This is a genomic window from Arthrobacter sp. ASL1 (genome assembly GCF_056680475.1).
This window is the reverse complement of the sequence record NZ_CM155284.1, coordinates 1,816,063-1,842,379: the sequence shown is the minus strand read 5'-3', so window position 1 is coordinate 1,842,379 and position 26,317 is coordinate 1,816,063. Positions and strand designations below refer to the sequence as shown.

Here is a 26,317-nt window from a genome sequence, read left to right as displayed (position 1 = left end):
CGGAGCCAGGTGGGAGTGACGTCCGACCCAGCGAAATGCGATTGCAGGCGTAGGCCGGCGCCGTCCCCTGGACGCGATGCCTTCCGGAGGTTACGCCTTCTGCGACGCGTCGGCGTGCAGCAGCGGGGCGAAGAAGGCCGCCAGCTCGTCGGTGGCCGTCAGCGGCAGGACGTTTGCCACGTACTGGTCGGGGCGGACGACGACCATGACGCCGTCACGGGAGAGGCCGCGCTCGTCGAAGATGTCGGCTCCGGGGACGGTGCCGAAGATCTTCTCGAGGTTGGTCAGCTTGAACGGGCCGACCTCTGGGCGGAAGACGGTGGGGACCGCGTTGATGTCGATCTCCTCGTGGGGCTGCTGGTAGATGACCTTCAGATCAAACCAGGCATCGTCGTCGTGCCCCTCCGGGGTGGCGGCGATCGGGGAGTCCGGCGCGGTGGCCAGCCATTCGGCGAGATCCGCGGTGGGGGAGGCGGAGCCGGCGGTGGCCGGGTCGGCGAAGACGTAGATGCGCCAGCGACCGTCGGCGGCCGCCTGGTGGCCGAGCTGCATCGGGTTGGTGTCGCAGACGCGGGCGGCCATGGCCGACTTGAAGCGCTTGCCGACGGTGAAGCCGGTCGCCAGGTCCTGGTGCTTCGCCTCGGCGGTGATCAGCGAGGGGGTGTACTCGGTCATGAAGCCTGCCGGGAACTCGGCGGTGGCGACGTAGAAGTCCTCGAGGTCCGAGGGGCTATCGAACTCCTCGGGCTTTTTGGCCATCATGGTGGACCATTCCTTGTCGAAGTCGATGAGGTTCTTGGCGACGACCTGGCGTTCGGCGGAGTAGGTGGAGAGCAGTTCCTCGGGGCTGCGGCCCTCGAGGACGTGGGCGAGCTTCCAGCCGATGTTGAAGCCGTCCTGCATGGAGACGTTCATGCCCTGGCCGGCCTTGGCCGAGTGGGTGTGGCAGGCATCGCCGGTGATGAACACGCGCGGGGTGCGGGTGCCGATCTCCTCGGTGGGAACGTCGTCGAAGCGGTCGGTGAGGCGGTGGCCGACCTCGTAGACGCTGTGCCAGGCGACGTTGCGCACCTCCACCGTGTAGGGGTTCATGATGGCGTTGGCCTTGGCGATGATCTCCTCGATGGAGGTCTTGCGGACCTGGCCCTTGTCGTTCCCCGGCACGACGCCGAGGTCGACGTACATGCGGAAGAGGTGCCCTCCCTCGCGGGGGATGAGCAGGATGGAGCCGCCGTCGTGCGACTGGATGGCGCACTTGGTGCGGATGTCCGGGAAGTCGGTCTTGGCGAGCACGTCCATGACGCCCCAGGCGTGGTTGGCCTGGTCGCCGGCCATGGTGCAGCCGATGGAGGAGCGGACCTTGGAGCGGGCGCCGTCGCAGCCGACGACGTACTTGGCGTGGACGATCTTGGTGGTGCCCTCGTCCGGGCCGGCGCTGCGGACGAGCGTGACCTTCACGGGGTAGTCACCCTCGTCGGTGACCTCGAGGCCCTGGAAGTCCCAGCCGAAGTCTGGGGTGAGGCGGGTGGGGGAGTTCTTGGCGACCTCGGCGAAGTAGTCGAGCACGCGGGCCTGGTTGACGATCAGGTGCTTGAACTCGCTGATGCCGGTCTCGTCGTCCTTGGCGCGGCCGCCGCGCACGATGTGGGTGGGGTTCTCGGCGTCCGGGCGCCAGAACGCCATCTCGGTGATCCAGTACGCCTCCGAGGTGATCGCCTCCGCGAAGCCGAAGGCCTGGAACGTCTCGACGCTGCGGGCCTGGATGCCGTCGGCCTGCCCGATCTCCAGGCGGCCGCCGCGGCGTTCGACCAGGCGGGTGGTGATGTCCGGGAACTGGGCGAGCTGGGCTGCGGTGAGCATGCCTGCCGGGCCGGAGCCGACGATGAGCACGTCGACCTCGTCGGGCAGCTCCTCGGGGCGGCCGATGCCGACTCCTGCGGCGGGCTGGACGCGCGGGTCGCCTGAAACGTATCCGTGGTGGTGGAACTGCACGGTGGGTCCTCACTTCTAGGTGTACTGGTCGTTCATGGGTGTTCTATAATTGAACTCAACATTCGATTATCGAACACGCGATCTGGAACACACTATACGGGGACTATGACGTGGCTAACAAGTGTTGCCCCGAGTTGCCTGGGCGGCATGCAAGGGTAGGTCCATGGGAATCGTGACGAAGACCGGGCTGGTGATCCTGGCGGTGGGCGTCGTGGCGGGCACCGCCGGCTTCGTCTTCGCCGGGATGGACGTGCCCGACGGGACCGGCCCGAACATCGGAGCCGCATTGCTTCTTCTCGTGTCGGTGCCGATCGCCATCGTGGGCGCGGCCATCTCTCTCGTTGGATTGATCGTCGAGAGAAAGGCGGCCCCCGCCGACCGGGAGTGACCCGGACGGCGGCGGCGAGGGCTGCGGGTGAACGCGGCGTCCCGCGGGACATCTATCTACGTACCGGGCAGAATCTGGACGAGGGTGAGGCGGAAAAAGCCGGGGCGCAGGGCCCGTGGCCACCGAAATGGTTCCTGGCCCAGCCATCGCCGATGAACTGAACGTAGCCCGAGGGACCATCGCGTTCGGATTCCGGCTGGCTCGACTTGTCGACCCCCACCGGGCCGGGCGCAGACGGTGGGAATCCGCGCGGCCGTCAGCATCCCTCCACCACGGAAGAGCTCCGCGCGGCGCCCGGAACTACGGTGTACGAGCCGTGGCCAACAGGTGAACTGCGGTTGAACGGGTATCGTAGGGGTACTAATCTTCTATGGGTCCGCAAATGGGCCAGCAGTCAAAGGTGGTCGGCAAACACGCGGGCTTCTGGAACGCGAGGTGTTGCCATGTCCAACCAGATTCTAAACGTCGCCCGTCGGGTTGGTGCCGTCATGGGACGCATCTTGGTCTACGTCCTGATCTGGGCGGGGCTCGTGCTGCTCTTCGCAGGCATCGGCATCCGCGTGCTATTCGGCAAGATCTCCGTGGGGCAGATGCTCCTGAATCTCGTCTCCGTCGAAACCGACGGCGGTGGCGGATCCTTCGTCTGGATCGGCGTCCTCGTGATCGGCGTCCTGCCCCTGCTGGTCACCGTAGGCATCGCCCTCTGGCACCGCTCACGGCTCCGCAAGCGCCGGGCCAGCGGCGGTCTGACTCGGCGTTCGCCATGGATCAGGCGCTCCATTTCGACTGTACTGGTGGCAGCGGTGGTCGTCGGCGGCACCACGGCCTTCTCCTCCACGGTGAGCTTGGCGGACTACATCAAGGCGGGGAATTCGAAATTCAATATCGGCGACCACTACGTGGAACCGACAGTCACCAGCGACAAGAACAAGCGCAACCTGGTGCTGATCTACCTCGAGTCCGGTGAGGCCACTCTCGCGGACGACCAGCTCTTCGAGAAGGACGCGTTTGCGCCCCTGGAGAAGGCCACACAGGCTGCGGACGGTTGGCAGAGTGTGGCTGACTTCCAGCAATACGAGGGTGGCGGCTGGACCATGGCCGGACTCAGCTCCACACAATGCGGCATCCCCTTGAAGGGCACGGGTTCCGTCTTGGGCAGCGGCAGCCTCAATGAGCTCGGTAGCGATGTCGGCTCCTATTTGGGAGGGGTCACCTGCCTGGGCGACGTTCTGGACGATCACGGCTACAACAGCACCTTCTTGGGGGGTGCCAATGGCCAATTCGCCGCGAAGGACACCTTCTTGGAAGGCCACGGCTACTCCACGGTGAAGGGCCTCTCCGACTGGCGGGCCGCCGGTGACCCGGCGAAGAGCTTCCGGCCCGACTGGGGCCTGAGCGATAAGCGCCTCATGGAGCATGCCAGGGACGAGATCGACCAGCTGCATGCTGAATCGAAAAAGACCGGTCAGCCGTTCAACCTCTCCATGCTGACCCTGGATACCCACGAGCCGGCGCACATCTACGACTACTGCGACGTGGATACAAAGGAAGTGGTCACGTCGATGTTCTTCTGCTCCATGACCCAGGTTGCCGGTTTCGTGGACTACATGAAGGAGGAGGGCTACCTCGATGACACCGCCGTGGTGATCATGGGTGACCACCTCAAGCACATGGGAGGCGGAGACGCCTTCCACAAGCAGCTGGACAACAACGATAACCGCACGATCTTCAACCGGATCTGGATCCCTGGCGGAGGGCAGAAGAGCGACCTGCGCCCGAGGGCGGACCAGCTGAACATGTACCCCACGCTCCTGGAAGCCGCCGGCCTGAAGGTGAAGAACCACGAGGCCGGGCTGGGCGTCTCCGCCTTCAGCCCGACGGTTCCGGACGACTCCGCGCAGGCCATGGAACCAGAGGCCTATAAAGACCTCCTGAACTCGCGTTCGGCGCGGTTCTACGCCAAGGCCTGGGCCGGCGCGAACCCAGCCCAGTAGGGCCGTCCGTCCTCCAGTGGTCGGCGTGGCGCGCCGGGGCGGCTCGGCCCAGCCTTCCATCCGCGGTTTGAGCGGGCCGTCTGCGCGATGACATGTGCGCTGACCGTGGAGCAGCAGCAGCCATCCCTTGCGTCGTCCGCGGCTCGCGACGAAGCACACTGCGCCGCGCAGACCAGCAGGAAGGTGATGGCTGCCTGCCAGTAGACATCGTGGCATGCGCTGGGCATTGCATGACTTTTCGGGAAAGTCGGTGACGAGGTTGAAGGAAACATTTCTTGAACAGTGGTTTCTACTCTTGTAGGGCCCGCCCGCGGTATGCCAGACTCCCCGTGGACGAGCCGACCAGCTCGGCAGCACCGACCCGAGGACCGACCATGAAGCCATCGCCCGCCCGCCGCCGCTTGGCGGTGATCCCCTTGGCACTTGCCTTCGCCCTGACGTCGATGCAGGTTCCGGCATCCGCAAGCCAGCCGGACCACCGGCCCTCGTCGCCCGACCAGCCGGCTCAAGTAGCCCAGGAAATCGTGAGTGCTTTGTCCAAAGAAGATCTCCCAGCGGCCGATCGGCAGAAGCTGGCCACCGAAGCCCTTGACGCACTCCAGATGACGGAGCTTCCGGCGCAGATGGGACAGGGCGCCCGGCGGATCGCGGAAACGGGAAGCGCCCAGGTTCCCACGCGCGACGAGCTGGCGGAGCTGGCCCGAAAGGCCAGCGGAGGGGCCGTTGCCATCCCCGAACAAGACCGGGCCACGGCCCATGCGCCAGCCGCCACCGTGGCACCCGCCTACACCTCGGGTAACGGATGGTGGCGGCCACCGGGCGTACCGGGTGTGGATGTCTCCAGCCACCAGGGCAACGTCGACTGGGCCTACGCCTATGACAAAGGCGCACGCTTCGCCTACGTGAAGGCGACGCAATCGTGGCCAAGCACGTTGTACAAGAACCCCTACTTCAGCCAGCAGTACAACGGCTCCTATAAGGCCGGCCTGAACCGTGGCGCCTACCACTTCGCCATGCCCGCGACCTCCAGCGGGACCACCCAGGCGCGACAATTCGTAGCCAACGGTGGCGGATGGTCAGCGGACGGCAAGACCATGCCGCCCCTGCTGGATATCGAGTGGAACCCCTACAGCGCAGCGGACTACCCGCAGGGCAAGGGCAACGCCTGCTTCGGCATGTCGCCGACCCAGCTCTCGAACTGGATCTACAGTTTCGGGGCAGAGGTCAAGCGGCTGACCGGCCGGGTGCCGATGATCTACACGGCCAAGTCATGGTGGGACACCTGCACCAACAAGTCCACGCGGTTCAAGGGATGGCCCCTGCACATCGCGCGCTACCCGTCCGCCGCGCAGGACACTCCTGGTGCATTGCCGGGCGGATGGCCGATCTACAGTGTCTGGCAGTACTCGACGACGACCGGCTTCATCAGCCCGAGCAAGGGCGTGGACGGCAACGTCTTCAACGGCAGCCTGGCGGGGCTGCGCAAGTTCGCCGGCGTAGCGGAGTAACCGAAGGCATGGCAGGCCACCCTCGTAGGCTCGGTGAGGATGGCCGGGCATCCACTAGTCTCGGAACTGATGCAGCCGTGCATCTGAGGGGCAGGAATGACGATGGCCGATCACGACCTCCGCGTGGAGCTGGATAAGATTTTCGCCGCCCGGGATCGGGCGGATATGGCGCCAACCATCGAGGCGTTCACCCACATCTTGAGGCAGCACCCGAACGATCCGGAGGTGCTGTACGAGGTCGGCGGGGCATACGACACCGACGGCCAGGAAGCCGTCGCGGCCGGGTACTACCGCAAGGCGATGGATGCGGGGCTTGCGGGCAAATGGCTTCGCCAGTGCTACCTGCAATACGGCAGCACCCTACGCAACTTGGGACGCCTGGATGAGAGTCTTGCCCTGTTCGACGACGGGATTCGACAATTTCCCGAATCGGAATCACTGGTGCTCTTCAAGTCCCTGACGCTGCATGCGGCGGGGAAGCCCAGCGCAGCCCTCGGATCTGTGCTCCAGCTGATCGCCGACCGGTTCCAGACTGAAGAGGTGCTCCGGTATGAGGCGGCCTTGCGGGAAAACGCCGCCTATTTGGAGTCGCTCGACAAGGATGCGCCGGGCACGTCCTAGCCCGAGCTGCCGGCGTCGCGGAGTGACCTAAGTACGTTCTGCCAGCGCGCCGTGGCGGCGGAACTCAGCGCCAGCCGAGCTCCGGTGCCACGTGCTCCAGGATCGCCTCGATGACGTGGGCGTTGTAGTCGACGCCGAGCTGGTTGGGGACCGTGAGCAGCAGGGTGTCCGCCGCGGCGATCGCCTCGTCCTCGGCCAGCTTCGCGATGAGCTCGTCGGGGGCGCCGGCATAGGAGCGCCCGAAGACGGCGCGTGTCTTCGCGTCGATGTTGCCCACCTGGTCGGAGCTGTAGCGGTCGCGGCCGAAGTACTGCCAGTCTCGCTCGTCCGTCAGGGCGAAGATGCTGCGGCTGACCGAGACCCGTGGCTCACGCTCGTGTCCGGCCTCCTTCCACGCCTGCCGGTAGCGCTCGATCTGCTCGGCCTGCTGGACGTGGAACGGCTTTCCGGATTCGTCGTCCTTGAGCGTGGAGCTCTGCAGGTTCATGCCGAGCTGTGCCGCCCACACTGCCGTCGCGTTCGACCCGGAACCCCACCAGATGCGTTCGCGCAGGCCCGCCGAATGCGGCTCCACGCGCAGCAGCCCCGGGGGGTTCGAGAACATCGGATTCGGGCTCGGCTCCGCGAAACCCTCGCCCGTGAGCACCTCGAGCAGGCGCTCGGTGTGCCGCCGTCCCATGTCGGCATCGGATTCGCCCTCGGCGGGCGAGAAGCCGAAGAGGCGCCACCCGTCGATGACCTGCTCGGGTGAGCCACGGCTGATGCCCAGCTGCAGTCGACCGCCTGAGATGACGTCGGCTGCGCCGGCATCCTCCGCCATGTAGAGCGGATTCTCGTAGCGCATGTCGATCACGCCGGTGCCGATCTCGATCCTGCTGGTCCGTGCGCCGATCGCCGCGAGCAGCGGGAACGGGGAGGCGTATTGCTGGGCGAAATGGTGGACACGGAAGTACGCCCCGTCCGCACCGAGCTCCTCTGCGGCGACCGAGAGGTCGATCGCCTGCAGCAGCGCGTCCGAGGCGTTGCGTGTGCCGGACTGGGGGTGGTCGGTCCAGTGGCCGAAGGACAGTAATCCGATGTTCTTCACAATCATGTCCAACCCGGTTCCGGTGGTTCCTATTCCGGCTGGCGGGCATGGACAGAGTACGACGGCGGGGATGAGGCTTCGCCAGGGCTTCCCTGCCCGGCTGCGTGGTGCCCCGGTCGGCTACGCATCCCTGCCCTGAAGTGGGGGGTCATGATCACGATGATGGGTTAAGCAGAAATTCGCGCAACTCGTTGCGGCTGGAAAGTGCCGCCAGCTGGACGAGGCCCCAGTTGTGGGCGTGGTTTTCCGCCGTCGCATAGTGGATGGGCCACTCCTGCGCATAGTCGATGAGGTCGTCGATGAGAAGTTCGATGCTCTCATCGATGGTCGTGGCCTCGGCCGCGAAGGGTTGCCCGTTCACGAGCAGAACGTAGGCGTTGTTTTCGCGGTGGACGGTGACGGGAAAGGAAACGGTTTCCCGCAGGTAGTGCCGCAAATCTGCGGAATCGACGACGGCGACGCGGCGGTTGCCGCTCGAAATCTTCGTGATACCGCCACGCGCCGACGAATCGAGGATGGACTTCAATCCGACGCGGGCCTGCGGGTAGCTGACCACGTGCGGACGGGACACGGTTTCCATTCCCTCACCATCTGCCCGTAGAAGATGCACGTCAAGTGGTCACTGGGCCAGGGGAATCCGTGGACCAGGGCGGACGGCGCTATCGCCAGCCCGGGTCATTGCCGGGGTCCGGCACGCCGTTCAGCATCGGTTGTTGGCCAGCTCTTTGTAGCGCCTTTTCAAACAATTCCAAGTCGATGCGGACGTGTTCGGCACCGATAGTCCCGGCTCTTTCCGGGGCCCGCTCGCTGATCGCCTGTACAAGCTGTTGATGGTCGGCCAGCGCGCGGAGCTCCATCTCCCTCATCCCTTCGAACGAGCCCCAGAGGTGGGCCGGGGCCGTCAGGCTGATCTTGGATTCCAGCTGGAGCAGCACGTCCCGCAACGTTGCGTTGTGCGCTGCTTCGCCGATGGCCAGGTGGAGTCGTTCGTCGGCCTTCTGGGATGCCTGCCCCGTCTCTGCCATGCGGTAGTCTTCCAGCCGCGCGCGAAGAGCGCGGATGTCGGTTTCAGTGCGGTTCTCGGCGGCAGCGCGGGCAATCGTTCCATGCAACAGGCGCACGGCCTCCAAAGTGTCCTGCATGTCTTCCCACCGTGTGGACAGGGCGCGTTGGACCGATTCCCCAGAGGTTGCCCCCCATTGCTCCCGGACGAAGGAACCGCCTCCACGTCCTCGGACGGTCTCCAGCAGTCCCTGCTGAGATAGGCGGGACAGGGCGGAACGTACCGTCGCTCGGCCCACCGCCAAGGAGGAGGCCAGATCGCGCTCCGTCGGCAGCTTGCTGCCTGGAAGGTACTCGCCTATGGCAATGGCCGTGACTAGGCGGTCCACCACCAAATCGACGACGCTCGGCGGCCCTTCAAGGGCGCCATCCAAGCCCAATCCGGCACTGCTTTCCTGAGGTGCTGCAGGCAGATTCGCAGGCATGGGAGTCCGATCACCCTTCATTTCCGTAAAGGTCTTGTAATAGAACCTTTTATGGTTCAGTCTATTGCTTGGCGACCATACGTGGTTTCCATCACATACCGCGCAAAGGAATCGCATGCCAAAAGTCACCGAACTGACTGTTCCCTTCAGAGAATACGGAACGTGGGTCCGAATCACGGAACCCGACGTCCCGCGAGACGGGGCCCGTCCGTTGATCGTCCTTCACGGCGGCCCGGGCATGGCCCACAACTACGTCCGCAACATGGCCGAACTCGTTGAGACTGGACGCACCGTCGTGTTGTACGACCAGCTCGGCTGTGGCCGGAGCACGCACTTGCCGGATGCGTCCACGGAGTTCTGGACACCACAACTCTTCGTCGACGAGTTCATGAACCTCGTCCAGGAATTGGGCTTGTCTGACTACCATCTGCTGGGCCAGTCCTGGGGCGGGATGCTTGGTGCTGAAATCGCCACCCGGCAACCCGCGGGACTCAGGAGCTTGGCGATCTGCAATTCGCCGGCGTCCATGGGGTTGTGGACGGAGGCCGCAGCAGAGTTGCGTTCACAACTGCCCGAACAGACCCAGCGTGCATTGGCCGTGCATGAAGCGGCCGGAACGACCCAGGATCCTGAATATCTCGCCGCCGCGGACGAGTTCTACCGCCGCCATGTCTGCCGCATCGAGCCCACACCGCAGGACTTCCGTGAAAGTGAGGAGCAGATGGAGGCCGAGCCGACCGTCTACCACACGATGAACGGACCCAACGAGTTCTACGTGATCGGCACCTTGCGCAGCTGGAGCATCATTGACCAGCTCGATGCCGTCGAAGTCCCGACCTTGGTGCTAGCCGGTGAGCACGACGAGGCGACGCCGACGACGTGGCAGCCGTTTGTAGATGGCATCACGGGCGCCCGAGCCCACGTCTACCCGGATGCAAGCCATTGCGTTCACCTCGAGCACCCGGAGGGGTTTCGGGCCGTGATCGGTGACTTCCTGGCCGAACACGAGAACTGATCATCCCCAGCTGCAGCACATCCCGCCTGCACCATTCACTCCCACTGAAAGCGAGTACCGGACGATGTCCACGCCACGAGACTCATCTGAGTTGAGTCCCCAGCAACAGCTGGAGGCCTTTGGCTACAAGCAGGAACTCAAACGATCCCTGTCCACCCCCGACCTGCTGATCTATGGACTGATCTTCATGGTCCCGATTGCCCCGTGGGCGATCTTTGGCGTCGTCTACAACGCCGCCGGCGGCATGGTGCCGCTGGTCTACCTCATCGGCCTCATTGCCATGGTATTCACGGCCTTGGCCTATCAGCAGATGGCGAAGACCATCCCCCTGGCCGGCTCCGTCTTCTCCTACGTCGGTCGGGGAATCCATCCCAACGCGGGCTTCTTCGCCGGCTGGGCAATACTCCTTGACTACCTCCTGGTACCGACGCTGCTGTACGTCTTCGCCGCGGAGTCCATGGTCGGGCTCTTCCCCGGTTCTCCCCGGTGGCTCTGGGCGCTGATCTTCGTGGCCGTCAACATGGTCATCAACATGATGGGCGTCAGCTCCATGAAGTTGATCAACCGGCTCTTCCTGGCCATGGAACTCGTCTTCGTCGTCGCCTTCATCGTCATTGCCGTCAGGGCCTTGAACAACGAAACGATTCCCGGGGCCGTGTTCACCACGGACCCGATCTGGGATGCCAGCAAGGTCACCGGGCCCCTCATCGCGGCGGCGCTGTCCATCGCCGTCCTGAGCTTCCTGGGCTTCGACGGCATCGCGACGCTGTCCGAGGAGGCTACCGGCGGCCGCAAGGCCACCGGCAGGGCCATGGTGATGGCCCTGTTCATCGTGGCCATCCTGTTCATCGTGCAGACCTGGCTCGCCAGCTCCCTGGCCGGCGGACGTGATGTGTTCGATCCGGAGGCGGAAGGAAACGCGTTCTTCACCATTGTGCAGGCAGCCTCCAGCACCGGATGGATGAATGCCTTCTTCGTGGTCAACGTCCTGGCAGTAGGTATCGCCAACGCCATGGCCGCCCAAGCCGCCACCTCCCGCCTGCTCTACTCCATGAGCCGTGACGGACAGCTGCCCGCGTTCCTGCACAAGCTCAACCACCGTCGTGTCCCGCGCAACGCCATCATCCTGGTGTCGGTGCTCTCGGCCATCCTGGTGCTCTTCTTCGTCGGGCAGATCGACCTCATCTCGTCCCTGGTCAATTTCGGCGCCCTGTTTGGATTCATGATGTTGCACATCGCCGTCGTCGTGCATTTTCTGGTCAAGAAGAAATCCAAGAACTACCTGCTGCACCTCGTGGTACCGGTCGTCGGCTTCCTGATCATCGGCTACGTGCTGTGGAACGCCAACATCGAGGCAAAGGTCGGAGGCATTGTCTGGCTCGCCGTCGGCGCGTTGGTCTTCACCTACTACCGGATGACGGGTCGGAAAACGGACCTGGCCGGTGAAGGGGAGCTGGAAGGTCATGATGTACCCGTCGCGGGCGAGAGAGGAGCGCTGTAGACCATGGAACATTTCCTGGACAAGAGCCATGGGAAGTTCGGATTCTCGGCGGCCGAGGCCCCGGCCCTGCGGATCACCCCGGGGACGGGAGAGCGCATCGGATTCGAAACCAGTGACGAGGTGTATCGCCAGCTCGACGAGCACGGGGACATGGACCAGCTGACCGTGGGCATCAACCCCGTCACCGGTCCCGTCTATGTCGAGGGAGCGGAACCGGGCGATGCACTAGTCGTGACAATCCACGACATCCACTTGATCGATTGTGGCTGGTCGGTCAGTCTCCCAGGTTCGGGGGCGCTCCAGGACCTCATGGGGGATGAGGTGTTTGCTCGTCGCGTTCCTATCGATGAGGCAGGCGTGCACGTCACCGACCGGCACACCTTTGCCGCACGGCCGATGATTGGCTGCATTGGGACGGCGCCGGCGGAGGGCGCGAACTCCACGATCATGCCCACCTACGGCCAAGGGGGGAACATGGACCTGACCGAATGCCGTCCGGGAGCGACCGTCTACTTGCCGGTCATGGTCGAGGGCGCCTATCTGTCCATCGGCGACATTCACGCCCTCATGGCCGAAGGGGAATCTTCGTTCGTGGCCATCGAGGCCGAGGGAACCGCTGTTGTCTCGGTGGATCTCATCAAGGCCATGCCGTTGCGCGCGCCGCGCGTGGAACTGGATGACGAATGGATCTTCGTCGGTCTGGGGGAACCGGTGCAAGAAAGCGTCAAACGCGGCTACGAGGACATGTTCCACTTCCTGACGGTCGAGCACGGGTGGGACGCAGGAGACGCGTACGCGGTGATGAGTGCCGTCGCTCATTCGCGCCTGGGGGGACCCACCGGGTCTTCGAATCCCGATCCGTTGCATCCGATGTCCCCCATCGGCGCAGTCACCACACATCGCCTGCCCAAGAGCGTGCTGGAGGCGTAGCACGTCGAGACGTTAGCAAGGCCGGACACCGTACGTGTCCGGCCTTGCTTCGATGGCATGAGGCACGGGCCCGAAGGCCTCCTGGCCGCTGCTCAGTCCTCCGGGACGAACACCTTCCCGGGGTTCAGGATGCCCAACGGGTCAAACATCTGCTTGATCCCGCGCTGCAGCTCGTACTGGTCATCTCCCAGTTCATCGCGCAGCCATTTGCGCTTGAGCAGTCCGATGCCGTGCTCCCCGGAGAGCGTTCCGCCGAGGTCGAGCGCGGTGTGGAACATCTCGGAAGCCGCGGCCCAGACCTGGTCGGGGACCTCGTCGCCGGTGTAGACGAAGCTCGGGTGCAGGTTCCCGTCGCCGGCGTGGCAGGTGGTGGGGATGACGACGTCGTACTTCTCCTCGATGCGGCGGATCGCGGCGAAGGCCTCGGCCATCCGGTCCCGGGGAACGGCCATGTCCTCCACGAGCATCGTGCCCATGGCCTCCAGCGCCGGGAACGCATTGCGGCGCAGCCCCACGAGCCGGTCGGACTCGATCGGGTCGGTGGTGACCTCGACCCGTCCGCCGGCGGCCGTGGCGAGCGCGGCGACCCGGTCGGCGGTGTCCCGGGCGGCGGGCCCGTCGCATTGCACCAGCAGGAACGCCCCGGCGCCGCCGAACACCGCGGAACCGGCGTGCCGTTCCATGGCCGTGATCGTGTGGCCATCCATAAGCTCCATGATGGAGGGGACGAGCCCCTGCGCGGTCACTGACGAGGCGGCAGCGGCGGCGTCCTCGACGGAGGCGAAGAACGCCCCGACGGTGGCGACGTCGCCCTCGACGAGGGGCAGCAGCTTCAGGGTGGCCTCGACGATGATGCCCAGGGTGCCCTCGGAGCCGATCATCAGCGCGCAGACGTCGTACCCGGTGACGCCCTTGACGGTGCGGTGCCCCACGGTGATGAGCCGGCCGTCGGCGAGCACCACCTTCAGCGCGAGCACCGCCTCCCGGGTCACCCCGTATTTGGCGCACAGCAGCCCGCCGGCGTTCATCGCGATGTTGCCGCCCACCGTGGAGATGTCCTTGCTCGCCGGGTCCGGCGCCCACCACAGTCCCTGGTCGGCCAGGGCCCGGTTGAGGTCGCCGTTGAGGATGCCGGGCTGGACGACTGCAAGACGGTTCTCGGGGGAGATCTCGAGGATCCGGTCCATCCCGGTCAGGGACAGGACGATCTCCCCGGGCCCCGCAATGGCGCCACCGGCCAGGCCGGTTCCGGCGCCGCGGGTGACCACCGGGATCCGGGACTCGGAGGCGATCCGGCACACCGCCTGGACGTCCTCGATCGTGCAGGCGTTGACGATGGCCACCGGTGCGCCGGGGGAGCGGTGCCCCGAGCGGTCGCCGGTCATGGCGTCGAGCAGGAGCGGATCCGTCTCCACGCGGCCGGGCAGCGCCGCCTGCAGGACGTCGACGATGGTGGTGCCGTGCGTGGTGGTCATGGGTCCTCGTTGTCTGCCGCGGATCACCGCACAGGCCCGCACGGTTGGCTTCATTTCAGCAGTGCAGTGTGACCTGGGTCAAAGCCGGGGCGCGACACCCACCGGAGATGACTCGTTCACGTCATGCCATCCGTCCCCTGGCAGCGACCCTAGTGCGGGGCCCCAGTACAGCGCGGCCGTCATGTGGTTTGCGCCACGATCCACTTTCGTCGTATCTTGTGACTGTAATCACAAACTGATCGCCGTCGACACGTGGCGGGAGAGTCCCGCCCACACCATGGGCGGGCGCCGTAGGAGCAATTCCTCCCCAGGAAACTCTCAGGCCCCCGTACCGCCACGAAGAGGCGAATCTGGAAAGCAGCACGGTCGCAACCGTGCTCACCGAAGGAGCAAGTCCGGCCCGCAGGGGCCGCGACGGAAACTCTCAGGTCATTCAACAGATGGGGGAGGAACCAGGACCGCGCGGCACCTGCCGGGCACGATTCGGGAGTTCCTTCATGACCGTCATCATCCCCGCCAGTACCGGGCCCTCCCGCGCCGCGTCCACCAGCACCCCTGCCGGGCCGAGCACAAATCCGCGCTTCGACGCCTGCTTCGGCACCGGCAGCTAGGGCATTCCCCTGGCACGCCACCGCAGCACCCCCACCCACTTGGAAGGCAGCACCATGAGCACCACCAGTTCCGAGCCCCACCTCCAGCGGGGGCTTTCCAACCGTCATATCCAACTCATCGCGATCGGCGGGGCCATCGGCACCGGCCTGTTCATGGGTTCCGGCAAGACGATCTCCGTGGCCGGCCCGTCGGTCATCTTCGTCTACATGATCATCGGCTTCATGCTCTTCTTCGTCATGCGGGCGATGGGCGAGCTGCTGCTGAGCAACACCGACTACAAGAACTTCTCCGACTTCGCCGGCGACATCCTCGGCCCCTGGGCCGCGTTCTTCACCGGCTGGACCTACTGGTTCTGCTGGGTCGTCACCGGCATCGCCGACGTCGTGGCGATCGCCCACTACGTCGCGTTCTGGTGGCCGAACCTGCCCCTGTGGATCCCCGCAATCGCGTGCATCCTGCTGCTGCTGGGCCTGAACCTCCCGACGGTCAAGGCGTTTGGCGAGACCGAGTTCTGGTTCGCCCTGATCAAGATCGTCGCCATCGGCGCGCTGATCATCGTCGGCCTGGTCATGATCATCATGGGCTTCGAGCACAACGGCGCCACCGCGTCCTTCACCAACCTCTGGAACGACGGCGGAATGTTCCCGACCGGCTTCATGGGCTTCGTCGCCGGCTTCCAGATCGCGACGTTCGCGTTCGTGGGCATCGAACTCGTCGGTACCACCGCCGCCGAGACGAAGGACCCGGAGAAGACGCTGCCGCGCGCCATCAACTCCATCCCGATCCGCATCCTGTTCTTCTACGTCGGCGCCCTGGTCATCCTCATGGCGGTCCAGCCCTGGAAGCTGTTCACCCCGGATGAATCCCCGTTCGTGGGCATGTTCGCCCTCGCAGGGCTGGTCGGCGCGGCCGGCGTCGTGAACTTCGTGGTCCTGACCTCCGCGACCTCCAGCGCCAACTCGGGCATCTACTCGACCTCGCGCATGATCCACGGCCTGGCCCTGGAAGGGGATGCCCCGAAGGCCTTCGGCCGACTCTCCAGCCGCAAGGTCCCGAAGAACGCCTTGTTGTTCTCGTGCATGTTCCTGCTCGCCGGCGTCGTCCTGCTGTACGCGGAGGGCTCGGTCGCCGTGGCCTTCACCCTGGTGACGACCATCTCGGCACTGTGCTTCATGTTCGTCTGGTCGATCATCCTGGTCAGCTACCTGGTCTACCGGGCCCGTCGTCCGCACCTGCACGCGGCCAGCAAGTTCAAGATGCCCGGCGGGACGTTCATGCCCTACGTGGTGCTCGCGTTCTTCGCCTTCATCCTCTGGGCCCTGACCACCCAGCCGGACACGCTCTCCGCGCTGCTGTTCACCCCCATCTGGTTTATCGCCGTGGGCATCGGCTACGCGGTGCTGCGCCGCAACCCGCAGCACACCAGGTTGCGCGCCGCCCATGAGGCCAAGGTCGTCGAGGAACGCCAGGCCGCTGCGGCGTGGCGCGCCGGCAGCAACGCCGGGGATCCCGACGTCCGCGAGCCGGTCGGCCGCTAGCTCACAGCGCCGCCTGGCGCCAAGGACCTGGTTCGACGCCGGTGCCACCTCCCGCGGGCGGAGGCACCGGCGTCGTTCTTTTTTTGGCGCTCTTTTTTCAGATGACGATATAGATCGGTGACGGGAATTACGTGCACGTAATATCCGTCGCGCTACTACGTTTTCGTAATAGACGCGGACGTCGCCCAGATGGTCAACGCGCTGATCTGGGCCGGTAGCGGTCGTTCCAGTATCCTGCGGTGCTCGGCAGGGCGGGCTGCCGGCAACCAACATGGCCAACTTCCTGGTCGCCTCCTCCCTTCAGGATGATGCCAAGCGGATCCAGCGCCTCTCCAATGAGAGATGGAAAATCGCCGGTCGCACGTCCGCCCAGACCGGGGTGGACGCCTAGACGCTTGCCTCGACCGTGCGGGCCATTCTGCAGGCCGCCGCCGGGATCGCCGCCGGACACGACCGTGAGGTGCCGCTCAAAGATCCCATCTAGGCGACTGGACGCTGTCACCGAGCGGTGGCGAACTTAGTTGGAGGAGGACGTCATGGAGCAATTCGAGGGGAACGCAGCCCAGGCTGCAGAGCTCGTGCGCAGGGCACGCAAGGCGCGCGTCTGGAACCAGACCGTCCTCGCCCAGCACGCAGGGGTCTCCCGTAAATTCGTCAGCGACTTCGAGACCGGCCACCCCCGCGCAGAATGGGGCAAGGCCATGGCCGTACTGTCGGCCGTGGGCGTGAAGGTACGTTTCCTTGAAACGAAGCGCCCCAACAAGCCGGTAAAAGTCGACCTCCATGAGCATGTCGCCCGGTACTCGGCCGGCGCGGAGTCTCCCTTCGGGCCCCGGAGGTGAAGGACCTGACCGTCTGTTTCGACGGCCAGGTCATGGGGCATCCCCGGCAGGGCAATGGAGGTCAAAACACATTTACCTACGCGGGTTCATGGCTGGCCGAGCCTACTGCCACCCCATTGTCCACATCCCTGCCGCTAACCGCCGGGGACTACCGGGGGAAGCGCATCGACAACTTCCTCTGGGGCCTGCTCCCTGAGTTGTTCCGGTTCTTCACGCTGACCCGTGCGGATGCTGCGTTCGTCGGTCCCGAACCGGGCACGTGTCAGGCAGAAGGGCGTCTCATTCCACGCCTGTGCGGCAGTGTGTTGCCTGGCGCTGCGTGTGCGGCCTCTGGACCGCAGGGGGAAGGCAGGGGGGCATGGTTTGATGCGCTTTTGAGCACGATGATCAGGAGGGGTGGGGCGGTGGTCCCGACGCCAGGGCCCGGTGGAGCAGGGCTTGCGCGGACCACCGCATCGATGCCACGGCCTGTTCCCTGGAGAGTCCGCCGATGTCGGTGAGCCAGACGAGGGCCTCGATTCCGATTGCGCTGCGGATCGCCAGCGCCAGTGCCCGCACCTCCGCCTGGGACAGGCTGCTCCGAAGCGGAAGTAGGGACTCCTCGATCCAGGCGATCGCCCGGCCCTGCCGCAGTGGAAGTGGGGTGTCCGCCTTGGCCGCTTCCAGGGATAGCCGGAGCATGGTTCGTTGCTGTACTTCCGTACGCACTATGAGCTGCGTGAACTCCAGGACGACGGCATCCAGCCGGGCGGCGGGATCTTCCGGAGCTTCGGGTGGCAGGAGGGACTTCCTCCCGGTTTCCGGATGGGCTGCGGCCAATAGTTCGCGTTGGCCGGGAAAGTAGCGGTAGGCGGTGCTCCTGGCCACGCCGGCCGCGGCCGCGGCGTCGTCCACGGTGGGGGTCTGTCCGGCGGAGACCGCCTCCCGGGCGGCTGTCACGAGGGCCTGGAAGGTCCGCTGCTTCTGTCCCGTGCGGCCCGCATCCTGATAAGGGGTTGACATATGCCTCATGGTACTCCAGTCTTGTCATGGGACGTTAGTCCCATGACGCTCTTCATCCCAAGAGGCGACCCCATGGACACAGTCAGCAGCCCCACAGCCATCATCCGCGGAGAGGACCAGGGCGAGCGGCGCTGGTTTTACGGCGGCGGGATTCATGTCTGGAAGGCGAAGGCCGAGGAGACAGGCGGGGCGTTCATCCTGTTCGAAGACCAGATGGCCGGTGGCAAGATGACCCCGCTGCATACGCATCCCGATTCGGATGAAAGCATGTACATCCTGGAGGGTGAGATCCTGATGCACATGGACGGGCAGGACCACCGGATCGGGCAAGGTGGACTCGCGGTTGCGCCCCGCGGCGTGCCCCACGCCTTCATGGTGGTTTCCCCCTTTGTGCGGATGCTCTGCCTGCATACCCCAGGATGCTGCCAGGCCTTTTACTGGGAAGCGAGCTTCCCCCTGGGCAGTGAACCGGGAGAGGGCCTACGCGGTGACGCAGTCAGCGCGGCCGCCGGGGACGGGCCCGTGGATTTCGGCAAGGTGGATGAGTCCGCACGGAAGAACGGTGGTATCGAAATTCTTGGGCCTCCGCCGTTCCGCCCTGCCGAAGGGCGCTGAAAACAGGCCGTCCCGGGGCTTCGAGCGGACGACGCAGACTACGCGGGTCAAATACGGCGCCTGCTTTCGTCACGGAGGCCCTCCCGGGCCGGACCGGGCGTTGGGGAAAACGGTCGGTGGGTTCGTTGGGACCGGGTTGGGAATGCAATGGATCGGACGAAGCCAGTGTCCGCCGTATCTCGGGCTGCCCGACATGTTCGGCAACGTCCCTGCTCCTCCCAACCCCTTCATGTGCGCGATCGGCGGCGCGGATGACAACTTGCTGGGATGGGGTCTCGGCCTCGTTGTCGGATGCGTCGCCTTTGCCTTTTGGGAAGTACGTTTCGCCGTGGAACGACGGGTGGGCTGAAAGGTCCCGGCCAACCTCAGACCCCGCCCAACGCCACCCGGTCCAGGACGCGGATCCGCCGGCCGGGGGACTGCTCGATCCACCCGGACTCCTCGAAGGCGGCCAGCCGGCGGCTGAGCGTCTCGGGCGTGGTGCCCAACAGGGAGGCCAGATCCCGCTTGGACATCGGCAGCGTCAGCGTGCCGATGGCCGGGTCCGCGGTCTCCAGCAGGTAGCCGGCGATCCGGGCTCCGGCGTCCTCGCCGGTGTAGGAGCTGAGCAGCCGCTCGGTCTGTTCGAGCCGTGCGGTGACGGTCTCCAGCATCTTCAGCGTCACCGCCGGGTAGCGGGCGAGGAACCCCCGGATGTCCTCGTGGTGCAGGCTGCAGATCTCCGAGTCCTCCAGCGCCAGCGCGTAGTGGTCCGCCCGGCCGGCGTGCAGGAACGCGGTCTCCCCGATGAATTCACCGGGTTCGAGCACCCGCAGCAGCTGTTCGTGCCCGTCCTCGTTCGCGCGGTACGTCTTCACCGTCCCGCGGTGCACGATCATCAGGTACGGACTGGGATCGCCGGCCGAATACAGCAGCTCGTTGCGACGGTAGCCGCGCTGGCGCACCCGCTGGGCGACCTCGTGGCGCTCGGCCGGGTCCAGGTGCGCGAAGATCGGGACCAGCGCCACGCACTGGTCCCGATGGTCGTGGCCATTGACGGCGGTGTTCGCGTCGGCGTCGGCGTCGGCGTCGTCGTCCTCGTGCCCGAGGGTCATCGTGGGTACCTGTTCATCGTGCGGCAACCTCTTCGTCGTCCCTCTCGGCGCCGGGCCGGTGGGCCGCGGTGCCGGGTGCCGGCTCCGCTGAGGCCAGTGTAGGCGAGCGGAACCGGATGAGGCGGACGGCGTTGAGGATGACCACCAGGACGCTGACCTCGTGCACCAGCATGCCGGTGGACATGAAGACCTGGCGTGCCAGCACCCCGGCCAGCAGCAGCACCACGGTGCCGATGGCGATCACGGTGTTCTGCTTCATGTTGCGCATGGTCGCGGTGGCCAGCCGGCGGGCGTGGACCAGGCGGTCCAACCGGTTGGACATGAGGATCACGTCGGCGGTCTGGATGGACACGTCGGTGCCCGCTCCCATGGCCACGCCGATGTCCGCGGTGGCGATCGCCGGGGCGTCGTTGATGCCGTCGCCGACCATCCCCACCCGGAGCCCGCGGGCCTTCAGAGCCGCCACCGCGTTGACCTTGTCCTGCGGGAGCAGTTCGGCTTCCACGTGGTCGATGCCCAGCTGCGCGGCGACGAGTTCTGCGGTGTGCCGGTTGTCGCCGGTGAACATGTGGAACTCGTGCACGCCGGCCTTGCGCAGGGCGGCGATCGCCTCGCGCGCCTCCGGACGGATCCGGTCCGCGATGGAGATGACCCCGCCGGGCACCCCGTCGACGAGGACGACGACGGCGGTGTTGCCCCCGCGCTGTCGGGAGGCGATGTGCTCCTCGAGTCCCGCCGGCAGCCCGGCCCCGGAATCCGCCATCCGGGCGGCCATCTTCGGGGAACCGATGGCGATGGATTGGCCGTCGATGGTGCCGGTGATGCCACCGCCGGCGACCACGTCCACGTGCTCCGGGACGGCGCCGACCGCCAGACCCCGGCGCACGGCCTCCTCGACCACCGTGCGCCCCAACGGGTGCTCGGAGGCCTGCTCGAGGCGGGCCGCGAGTGCCAGGAGGGCATCGTCGTCGTGCATCAGGGCATGGACGGCGGTGACCTCGGGACGGCCCACGGTCAGCGTGCCGGTCTTGTCGAAGACCAGGACGTCCGCGTGGGAGAGCCGCTCCAGGGCGTCGCCGCCCTTGACCAGCACGCCGTGCCGCGCGCCGTTGCCCAGGCCGGCGACCATGGACACGGGCGTGGAGATGACCAGGGCGCCGGGGCAGGCGATGACCAGGAACGTCAGGGCGAACTCGATGTTGCGCGTGAAGACGAGGACCAGGATCGAGAGCACGATGATCGCCGGGGTGTAGATGCCGGCGAAGCGGTCCAGGAAGCGCTGCGCGCGGGTCTTGGAATCCTGGGCGTCCTCGACGAGTTCGATGATCTGCGCGAACGTGGTGTCATCGCCCGTCTTCTCCGCGGAGACGTCGATGAAGCCGTTCTCCACCAGGGTGCCGCTGTAGACGGTGTCGCCGACGGTTTTGCGGGCCGGGACGGGTTCGCCGGTGATCGTGGCCTCGTTGACCAGGGCGCTGCCGGCGGAGATCCGGCCGTCGACGGCGATCTGCCCGCCGGCGGTGACCACCACCGTGTCGCCGACAATGATGTCGTCTACCGGGGCGGTGACGGTGCCGCCGCCGCGCCGGACCATGGCCTCCTGTGGGGCGAGGTCCACCAGTTCGCGGACCGACTGGCGGGTCTTGGCCAGGGTGCGGGCCTCGAGGTAGGCGCCGAACACGAACAGGAAGGAGACCACTGCTGCCTCGACGTACTCGCCGATGACCAGCGCGCCGGCCACCGCGATGGTGACCAGCAGGTCGATGCTGAACGCCCGGTGGCGCAGCGCCTTGAACGCCTTGACGGCGGTGGGGACGCCGGCGACGACGCTGGCGATGACCAGTGCCACGTCGCGGACCACCTCCAGGCCGGCGAGGTGCGTGCCGATGGCGGCCAGCAGCAGCCCGGCGGCCAGGGCTGCTGTCTTCGCGTTGGATATGCCGAACATGATGGTCCCTTCCTGGGGTGTGGCGTTAGGCGGTTTTGGTGGAGAGCACCGGGTAACCGAGGTCCGCGATCAGCTCGGCGATCTCTGCGGCCGTGGTCTGGGTTTCGTCGAACTCGACGTTGACCTTGCTGGCGTTGAACTTCACCTCGGCGGAGGCGACTCCGGCCTTCTTCGGCAGGGTGTTCTCGATCTTCTTGATGCATGACGGGCAGGTGAACGGTTCGGTGCGGAATGTTGCGGTTTGCATGGTTGCTTCCTCCTGGATGGTGGTTCCCCCGGTGGGGTGATTCCATTCCATCGCGAAGGGGAGGAGGGCGCCTTGACGCAGGTCAATTCCGGCGAAGCGGTGGTAAAGCCTGGGTGGGCTTCGGTCCGCGCGGTCCGGGGGTACGCCCTGCTTCTGGGGGACGCACGACGGCGACTCCCGGGGCGGCCGCGACATTTCGGCGGATGGATGCGCGTGACCGTACCAAAATGCTGGTCTAAGATGGGTGTCTTTCGCCAGAATTCGTTAGCAAACCGGCCAACGTGACGTAAGCTGGATAATATATTCAATTGGAAGGTCTGGCATGACGCCGCGCACTGTTACAACTGCAGCCCGCCCGCAGCTGAGCCAAGAAGCGGCTGCGTTCATCCGGGCGCGGGTCATTTCGGGCGAGCTTAAGCCCGGTTCGCCGGTGCTGGCGGACGCGATTTCTGAAGAGCTGGGCATATCCACGACACCAGCCCGCGAAGGTCTGCAGTTGCTGCGGGTAGAGGGGTTCCTGGAACTCATTCCTCGGAGGGGATTCGTTGTCGCCCCGCTCAACGGCGACGACATTCGGGACCTGTTCCGCATTCAAGGTCTGATAGCCGGCGAGCTGGCTGCTCGTGCGGCGGAGCGAGCCACGGATCGGCAAGTCGCGGAACTAGACGCCTTGCACCATGAGCTGATTGCCGCCTTTAGCCGCCAGGACTCCGAAGTTCTTGAGGAAAAGAACCACGCGTTCCATCGGCATGTCAATCAGGTTGGCGGCTCGCGGAAGGTGCTGTGGGCCCTGAGCCTGATGACGAGGTACGTCCCCCGGGAGTTCTACGCAAGGATCTCCGGTTGGCCCCAGGCCACGGTCGACGACCATGCAGACCTGCTGGACGCCATCAGGAGCCACGACTCGGAAAGAGCCCGGTCACTGATGGACACCCATATCGTCCATTCCGGGGAACTTCTGGCTGAGCACTTTGACCGCCAGGTCGCACAAGACGAAGAGGGCAAGCCTTCTGAGTAGCGCCGCGCGCTGGCTGGCGGTGACGGCAGGTGGCAGTCGGTTGTCCAATCACGTCGTCTTGTAGTAGTCGATTTCTCCATCCCAAAGTAAACAAGACGCAGAACTTCTAAAATATAATATTTTCTTCTACGATGGTGTTCTGGGTCACGCATAGCCCGGACGCCGTATGCACATCGTAAGGAGATCCCGTGGGACCACAATTGCTAGGCACGACCTTGGAGGGCACCTGGGGCATCAGCGCCGGCAACCAGCTTCAGGTCCCGGAGGAAAATGTCCTCGCCGGTTCCGGGCTTTTGGGGCTCCCTGCTCTTGCCGCGGAACATGGCCGCGAGTGGAAACTCCTGTCGGGGACCATGAACGCCGGGGTATCGAACACGGGGCAACCGCTTCGACATTCACTGCTCGTCACGCAGGTGGTTCCCGCCGACGACGGATGCAAAATCCACGGAGACTATCGGCTCGTAGCCGACGATGACGCGGTTGTTGAACACGGAACCGCCGTATTTTTTGACCGGGCAGAGCACGCGGAGGACGCGGCACCGGCCCTGCGCTTCGCCACCCCCGAGTGGGGGACGGCAATTCTCCCGTACCTCGAAGCGTCTGAGGCCTTCCGTTCCGCGATTCAGGCGTATGACGGCACCATCGGCATCTCGGGAAACGGTGCCGAGGTCCATTTCCGCATCTACAAGGGAAAAGTAATCGAGGTTGGTCGGCGGGCCTTGAAAGGCTCCGACTTCACGGTTTCCGCCAGCGGGGCCACCTGGTGCAACTTGATATTGGGTGAACGCAACGACTTCATGGACCGTGCCATGAAGGGGGAATTCAAATCGACCGGAAGCGGATATGAATACCTCCGGATGACGAAGGTCCTGATCCTGATCATCGACGCCGCGCGAACTGCAGTACTCAACGCCGAGGAGAGCGCAAAATGACCGAGTTCACCGGGCGGTACGTCGATGTACAGGGCATCCGCTCATTCGCTGAAGACTGGGGATCCGGGCAACCCGTGCTCTGTATCCACACGGCGGGACAAAGTGGCGTGCAGTACCGGCATGCAGCTCCGGCGCTGGCCGCCCTCGGCTATCGGGTCATCGTCCCGGATCTGCCAGGTCACGGCCGCACTGAACCGCACCCGGACGGCGCCGTAGCCGACCTCGGAACCTACGCCCAGTGGTGCATCGACTTGCTGGAGGAGCTGGATATCAGCCAGCCCATCGTCGTTGGATGTTCGATCGGCGGAAAAATCACACTGGACATCGCGACCCGTCTCGGAAGTCGCCTTCGTGCAGGCATTGCCATGGCGGCCAGTGCGCGACCCGGTGGCGTCAATGTCAATGGCCTGCGTCGAGAGCTCGAGGATGTTTCGGCGCCCAGTCGTGGTGACCGTACCTACTACGGAACCAGGGCGGTCGTCGGCACTTCGGTGACAGACGAGCGGAGGGACTTGATCGCCCTCATGCATTGCCGTGAGGATCCCACGATCTCCAACTCGGATCTCATCGGCTGGGGTACCCATGACCTACTCCCGGTGTTGGGGAATATTGCGGCCCCGATGCACCTGGTGCTTGGTTCGGATGATTTGTGGGTGCCTCGTGACCTGGCTGAGGCAACGGTTGCCGGCATCGATGGCGCGGATTTCTCCTACATCAGCGGGATTGGCCATTACCCCATGGAGGAGATGACGGAATTTGCAGACTTCATACACCAGTGGCTGGTCCTGAAGGGACTGTCCCACGACGAGCGAAAGGAACGCCTTGGAAACGCTGTTTAGCACGCTCGAGCGGTTGACCGCCCAAGCGCCGGAGGAGATCCTCTTCCGGGATCCTGTCGGAGACGACATTGTCGAGACAACTCGCGGCCAGTTCTTGGACCAGGTCCGCGCTCTCGCCGCCACCTTTACCGCGCACGGGGTGGGGGAGGGGGACTGTGTCGCGTCCTGGCTGCCCAACTGGTCATCCGCCGTGGTTTGGCAGTTCGCCGTTTCGGCCGTCGGTGCGCATGTGATTGGCATCAACACGCGTTATAACAAGGCCGAAGTGGCGCATGTCCTGCACAAGGCCCACCCCGTGGTGATCGGTGTGGCTTATGAATTTCAGCGTTTGGACCTGATCGGCAGGGCGCGCGATGCGCTGGCCGATGGCGCCAGCAGGGGGCATGCGTCCCCGGCTGTCCTACCCGTGGCCGCGCCGGGATCGGAATTGCCTGTGTCCACGGCCCATTACGATATTGGCGGCGGCATATGGAAGCTGTCCGACGGGGACGCTGTGGTCCTCGCTCCCGTGCTCCCGGACCAGGAGCGGCTGGCCGTGGCGTTCACAACCTCCGGCTCCACCGGATTGCCAAAACTGGCAGCCCATTCAGAGTCCGGCGTCGTGCAGCAGGCAAAGGCAAATGCTGTCAGTTGTGACTTCCGCAGCGGTGACGTGTTCGTGGCCCCGTTGCCGTTCTCCGGTGTCTTCGGCTTCAATGCGACTTTGGGGGCGATGGTGGCCGGCTCCTCGGTACTGATGCATCCGGTCTTCAACGAACAGAGATTGCTTAGGGATATGGCCCGCTACCGCGTCACTCACTTCGTAGGTGCGGACGACATGTTGGTGAGGCTCAAGAATGCCTGGCTCACGGAGCCGGCAGACCTCGGCGCATGGCGCCTGTTGTACATGGCCGACTTCTTGGGGCGGAGCCCGGAGGTCGCAGAGTGGGCCTCCGAGAACTTTGGCACGACCTCAATGGGGGTGTATGGCTCGTCCGAGCTGTTTGCCCTGGTTGCCCACTGGCGACCGGATACCAGGCTCCCGCGCCGGTGGACTGGCGGTGGCGTTCCCGTCAGCGACGCGATTCAGGTTCGACTGGCCGACCCCTTCAATGGGGCGGTTGTCGACGAGGGAGAAGGCGAACTCCAATTTCGCGGACCAAATGTCGTCAATGCCTACCTCGGCGATGAGGGCGAAGGCGCCCAGGCGTTCACGGAGGACGGTTGGTTTCGGAGCGGTGACTTGGGGCGGATGACCGAGGACAACGGATTTGAGTACGTCTGCCGGTCCGGGGATGTGCTGCGGCTCAAGGGGTTCCTCGTGGAGCCCGCTGAAGTAGAAGCACGGCTCGTAACGCACCCGGCCGTCGACGTTGCCAAGGTGGTAGGCGGCAAAGACGCGACCGGTGAGCCAGTGGCGGTAGGTTTCGTGACTGTGACGGAGGGCGAGCATGTTGAGGAATCCGAGCTGATCGACTGGTGCAAAGCGACACTCGCACGCTTTAAAGTTCCGCACCGGGTTGTAGTTATCGAGGCGATGCCCACGACGGCAGGAACGAATGGCAGCAAAATCAAGGCTGCCGTGCTCCGCGACTGGGCAAGCGCGGCACTCGCTTCCTAAGGAATATCTGAAAGGACTGTCCGGACCACGTG

24 protein-coding genes and 1 riboswitch are annotated in these 26,317 nt (G+C 65.1%); of the genes, 15 read left to right on the top strand and 9 right to left on the bottom strand.

Annotated elements, in window-relative coordinates:
• Positions 1-90 precede the first annotated feature (90 nt).
• Positions 91-1,992 (bottom strand): FAD-binding monooxygenase, encoded by a 1,902-nt coding sequence (locus tag AC1MEQ_RS08680; RefSeq protein ID WP_479795779.1) that lies wholly within the window; start codon positions 1,990-1,992, stop codon positions 91-93.
• 163 nt (positions 1,993-2,155) lie between these two features.
• On the opposite strand from AC1MEQ_RS08680, the gene AC1MEQ_RS08675 reads away from it, so the two are divergent.
• The 4 genes from AC1MEQ_RS08675 (at position 2,156) to AC1MEQ_RS08660 (ending at position 6,503) form a co-directional block, all read left to right on the top strand.
• Positions 2,156-2,380, top strand: coding sequence for a hypothetical protein (locus AC1MEQ_RS08675; RefSeq protein ID WP_479795777.1), 225 nt, complete (start codon positions 2,156-2,158; stop codon positions 2,378-2,380).
• A gap of 443 nt (positions 2,381-2,823) precedes the next feature.
• Positions 2,824-4,374: an LTA synthase family protein gene (locus tag AC1MEQ_RS08670; RefSeq protein WP_479795775.1), complete on the top strand. Its 1,551-nt coding sequence runs from the start codon at positions 2,824-2,826 to the stop codon at positions 4,372-4,374.
• 374 nt (positions 4,375-4,748) lie between these two features.
• Complete coding sequence (locus tag AC1MEQ_RS08665) at positions 4,749-5,882, top strand: GH25 family lysozyme (protein WP_479795773.1); 1,134 nt, start codon at positions 4,749-4,751, stop codon at positions 5,880-5,882.
• A 102-nt stretch (positions 5,883-5,984) separates the two neighbouring features.
• Positions 5,985-6,503 carry a tetratricopeptide repeat protein gene (locus tag AC1MEQ_RS08660; protein WP_479795771.1) on the top strand — a complete coding sequence of 173 codons (519 nt, stop codon included), beginning with the start codon at positions 5,985-5,987 and terminating at the stop codon, positions 6,501-6,503.
• A gap of 64 nt (positions 6,504-6,567) precedes the next feature.
• On the opposite strand, the gene AC1MEQ_RS08655 is transcribed toward AC1MEQ_RS08660, so the two are convergent.
• From AC1MEQ_RS08655 to AC1MEQ_RS08645, 3 genes are all read right to left on the bottom strand, one after another.
• Complete coding sequence (locus AC1MEQ_RS08655; RefSeq protein WP_479796094.1) at positions 6,568-7,590, bottom strand: LLM class flavin-dependent oxidoreductase; 1,023 nt, start codon at positions 7,588-7,590, stop codon at positions 6,568-6,570.
• 154 nt (positions 7,591-7,744) lie between these two features.
• Complete coding sequence (locus AC1MEQ_RS08650; RefSeq protein ID WP_479795769.1) at positions 7,745-8,146, bottom strand: hypothetical protein; 402 nt, start codon at positions 8,144-8,146, stop codon at positions 7,745-7,747.
• A gap of 103 nt (positions 8,147-8,249) precedes the next feature.
• Positions 8,250-9,077 carry a FadR/GntR family transcriptional regulator gene (locus AC1MEQ_RS08645; RefSeq protein ID WP_479795767.1) on the bottom strand — a complete coding sequence of 276 codons (828 nt, stop codon included), beginning with the start codon at positions 9,075-9,077 and terminating at the stop codon, positions 8,250-8,252.
• A gap of 115 nt (positions 9,078-9,192) precedes the next feature.
• Here AC1MEQ_RS08645 and AC1MEQ_RS08640 point away from each other — a divergent pair, with 115 nt between their 5' ends.
• From AC1MEQ_RS08640 to AC1MEQ_RS08630, 3 genes are all read left to right on the top strand, one after another.
• Positions 9,193-10,092 (top strand): proline iminopeptidase-family hydrolase, encoded by a 900-nt coding sequence (locus AC1MEQ_RS08640; protein ID WP_479795765.1) that lies wholly within the window; start codon positions 9,193-9,195, stop codon positions 10,090-10,092.
• Between the two features lie 91 nt (positions 10,093-10,183).
• Complete coding sequence (locus tag AC1MEQ_RS08635) at positions 10,184-11,593, top strand: APC family permease (RefSeq protein ID WP_479795763.1); 1,410 nt, start codon at positions 10,184-10,186, stop codon at positions 11,591-11,593.
• A 3-nt stretch (positions 11,594-11,596) separates the two neighbouring features.
• Entirely contained in the window at positions 11,597-12,523 is a 927-nt protein-coding gene (locus AC1MEQ_RS08630; protein WP_479795761.1) for an acetamidase/formamidase family protein, read from the top strand.
• A gap of 92 nt (positions 12,524-12,615) precedes the next feature.
• Here AC1MEQ_RS08630 and AC1MEQ_RS08625 read toward each other — a convergent pair whose 3' ends face one another.
• Entirely contained in the window at positions 12,616-13,998 is a 1,383-nt protein-coding gene (locus AC1MEQ_RS08625) for an FAD-binding oxidoreductase (RefSeq protein ID WP_479795759.1), read from the bottom strand.
• A 246-nt stretch (positions 13,999-14,244) separates the two neighbouring features.
• Positions 14,245-14,342, top strand: a riboswitch (glycine riboswitch).
• Positions 14,343-14,663: 321 nt separating this feature from the next.
• Here AC1MEQ_RS08625 and cycA point away from each other — a divergent pair.
• The 3 genes from cycA (at position 14,664) to AC1MEQ_RS08610 (ending at position 17,490) form a co-directional block, all read left to right on the top strand.
• Positions 14,664-16,148: a D-serine/D-alanine/glycine transporter gene (gene cycA, locus AC1MEQ_RS08620; protein WP_479795757.1), complete on the top strand. Its 1,485-nt coding sequence runs from the start codon at positions 14,664-14,666 to the stop codon at positions 16,146-16,148.
• A 536-nt stretch (positions 16,149-16,684) separates the two neighbouring features.
• Complete coding sequence (locus AC1MEQ_RS08615) at positions 16,685-16,990, top strand: helix-turn-helix domain-containing protein (RefSeq protein WP_479795755.1); 306 nt, start codon at positions 16,685-16,687, stop codon at positions 16,988-16,990.
• Between the two features lie 32 nt (positions 16,991-17,022).
• Positions 17,023-17,490, top strand: a complete 468-nt coding sequence (locus AC1MEQ_RS08610; RefSeq protein WP_479796093.1) for a HipA N-terminal domain-containing protein — start codon at positions 17,023-17,025, stop codon at positions 17,488-17,490.
• Here the strand turns inward: AC1MEQ_RS08610 and AC1MEQ_RS08605 are convergent.
• Positions 17,378-17,992 (bottom strand): TetR family transcriptional regulator, encoded by a 615-nt coding sequence (locus AC1MEQ_RS08605; RefSeq protein WP_479795753.1) that lies wholly within the window; start codon positions 17,990-17,992, stop codon positions 17,378-17,380. The two genes, AC1MEQ_RS08610 and AC1MEQ_RS08605, sit on opposite strands and share 113 nt — an antisense overlap.
• Before the next feature lie 72 nt (positions 17,993-18,064).
• Here AC1MEQ_RS08605 and AC1MEQ_RS08600 point away from each other — a divergent pair, with 72 nt between their 5' ends.
• Positions 18,065-18,607: a cupin domain-containing protein gene (locus AC1MEQ_RS08600; RefSeq protein WP_479795751.1), complete on the top strand. Its 543-nt coding sequence runs from the start codon at positions 18,065-18,067 to the stop codon at positions 18,605-18,607.
• A 365-nt stretch (positions 18,608-18,972) separates the two neighbouring features.
• Here AC1MEQ_RS08600 and AC1MEQ_RS08595 read toward each other — a convergent pair whose 3' ends face one another.
• The 3 genes from AC1MEQ_RS08595 to AC1MEQ_RS08585 are packed head-to-tail and all read right to left on the bottom strand — an operon-like array spanning position 18,973 to position 21,896.
• A complete protein-coding gene (locus AC1MEQ_RS08595; RefSeq protein WP_479795749.1) occupies positions 18,973-19,701 on the bottom strand; it encodes a Crp/Fnr family transcriptional regulator in 729 nt (242 codons plus the stop codon).
• 13 nt (positions 19,702-19,714) lie between these two features.
• Positions 19,715-21,649, bottom strand: a complete 1,935-nt coding sequence (locus AC1MEQ_RS08590) for a heavy metal translocating P-type ATPase (RefSeq protein WP_479795747.1) — start codon at positions 21,647-21,649, stop codon at positions 19,715-19,717.
• A gap of 25 nt (positions 21,650-21,674) precedes the next feature.
• Positions 21,675-21,896, bottom strand: a complete 222-nt coding sequence (locus AC1MEQ_RS08585; protein ID WP_479795746.1) for a heavy-metal-associated domain-containing protein — start codon at positions 21,894-21,896, stop codon at positions 21,675-21,677.
• A 322-nt stretch (positions 21,897-22,218) separates the two neighbouring features.
• Here AC1MEQ_RS08585 and AC1MEQ_RS08580 point away from each other — a divergent pair, with 322 nt between their 5' ends.
• From AC1MEQ_RS08580 to AC1MEQ_RS08565, 4 genes are all read left to right on the top strand, one after another.
• A complete protein-coding gene (locus AC1MEQ_RS08580) occupies positions 22,219-22,914 on the top strand; it encodes a GntR family transcriptional regulator (RefSeq protein ID WP_479795745.1) in 696 nt (231 codons plus the stop codon).
• A gap of 215 nt (positions 22,915-23,129) precedes the next feature.
• Positions 23,130-23,846, top strand: coding sequence for a hypothetical protein (locus tag AC1MEQ_RS08575; protein ID WP_479795744.1), 717 nt, complete (start codon positions 23,130-23,132; stop codon positions 23,844-23,846).
• Complete coding sequence (locus AC1MEQ_RS08570) at positions 23,843-24,685, top strand: alpha/beta fold hydrolase (RefSeq protein WP_479795742.1); 843 nt, start codon at positions 23,843-23,845, stop codon at positions 24,683-24,685. The genes AC1MEQ_RS08575 and AC1MEQ_RS08570 overlap by 4 nt, the downstream gene beginning before the upstream one ends.
• Positions 24,669-26,285: an AMP-binding protein gene (locus tag AC1MEQ_RS08565; RefSeq protein WP_479795740.1), complete on the top strand. Its 1,617-nt coding sequence runs from the start codon at positions 24,669-24,671 to the stop codon at positions 26,283-26,285. The genes AC1MEQ_RS08570 and AC1MEQ_RS08565 overlap by 17 nt, the downstream gene beginning before the upstream one ends.
• Positions 26,286-26,317 lie beyond the last annotated feature (32 nt).

Coding starts and splice junctions, on each gene's coding strand:
- AC1MEQ_RS08600 (WP_479795751.1), top strand. CDS start 18,065: ATGGACACAGTCAGCAGCCCCACAGCCATCATCCGCGGAGAGGACCAG.
- AC1MEQ_RS08645 (WP_479795767.1), bottom strand. CDS start 9,077: ATGCCTGCGAATCTGCCTGCAGCACCTCAGGAAAGCAGTGCCGGATTG.
- AC1MEQ_RS08590 (WP_479795747.1), bottom strand. CDS start 21,649: ATGTTCGGCATATCCAACGCGAAGACAGCAGCCCTGGCCGCCGGGCTG.
- AC1MEQ_RS08610 (WP_479796093.1), top strand. CDS start 17,023: ATGGGGCATCCCCGGCAGGGCAATGGAGGTCAAAACACATTTACCTAC.
- AC1MEQ_RS08570 (WP_479795742.1), top strand. CDS start 23,843: ATGACCGAGTTCACCGGGCGGTACGTCGATGTACAGGGCATCCGCTCA.
- cycA (WP_479795757.1), top strand. CDS start 14,664: ATGAGCACCACCAGTTCCGAGCCCCACCTCCAGCGGGGGCTTTCCAAC.
- AC1MEQ_RS08670 (WP_479795775.1), top strand. CDS start 2,824: ATGTCCAACCAGATTCTAAACGTCGCCCGTCGGGTTGGTGCCGTCATG.
- AC1MEQ_RS08580 (WP_479795745.1), top strand. CDS start 22,219: ATGACGCCGCGCACTGTTACAACTGCAGCCCGCCCGCAGCTGAGCCAA.
- AC1MEQ_RS08675 (WP_479795777.1), top strand. CDS start 2,156: ATGGGAATCGTGACGAAGACCGGGCTGGTGATCCTGGCGGTGGGCGTC.
- AC1MEQ_RS08605 (WP_479795753.1), bottom strand. CDS start 17,992: ATGTCAACCCCTTATCAGGATGCGGGCCGCACGGGACAGAAGCAGCGG.
- AC1MEQ_RS08660 (WP_479795771.1), top strand. CDS start 5,985: ATGGCCGATCACGACCTCCGCGTGGAGCTGGATAAGATTTTCGCCGCC.
- AC1MEQ_RS08630 (WP_479795761.1), top strand. CDS start 11,597: ATGGAACATTTCCTGGACAAGAGCCATGGGAAGTTCGGATTCTCGGCG.
- AC1MEQ_RS08625 (WP_479795759.1), bottom strand. CDS start 13,998: ATGACCACCACGCACGGCACCACCATCGTCGACGTCCTGCAGGCGGCG.
- AC1MEQ_RS08615 (WP_479795755.1), top strand. CDS start 16,685: ATGGAGCAATTCGAGGGGAACGCAGCCCAGGCTGCAGAGCTCGTGCGC.
- AC1MEQ_RS08665 (WP_479795773.1), top strand. CDS start 4,749: ATGAAGCCATCGCCCGCCCGCCGCCGCTTGGCGGTGATCCCCTTGGCA.
- AC1MEQ_RS08585 (WP_479795746.1), bottom strand. CDS start 21,896: ATGCAAACCGCAACATTCCGCACCGAACCGTTCACCTGCCCGTCATGC.
- AC1MEQ_RS08640 (WP_479795765.1), top strand. CDS start 9,193: ATGCCAAAAGTCACCGAACTGACTGTTCCCTTCAGAGAATACGGAACG.
- AC1MEQ_RS08595 (WP_479795749.1), bottom strand. CDS start 19,701: ATGACCCTCGGGCACGAGGACGACGACGCCGACGCCGACGCCGACGCG.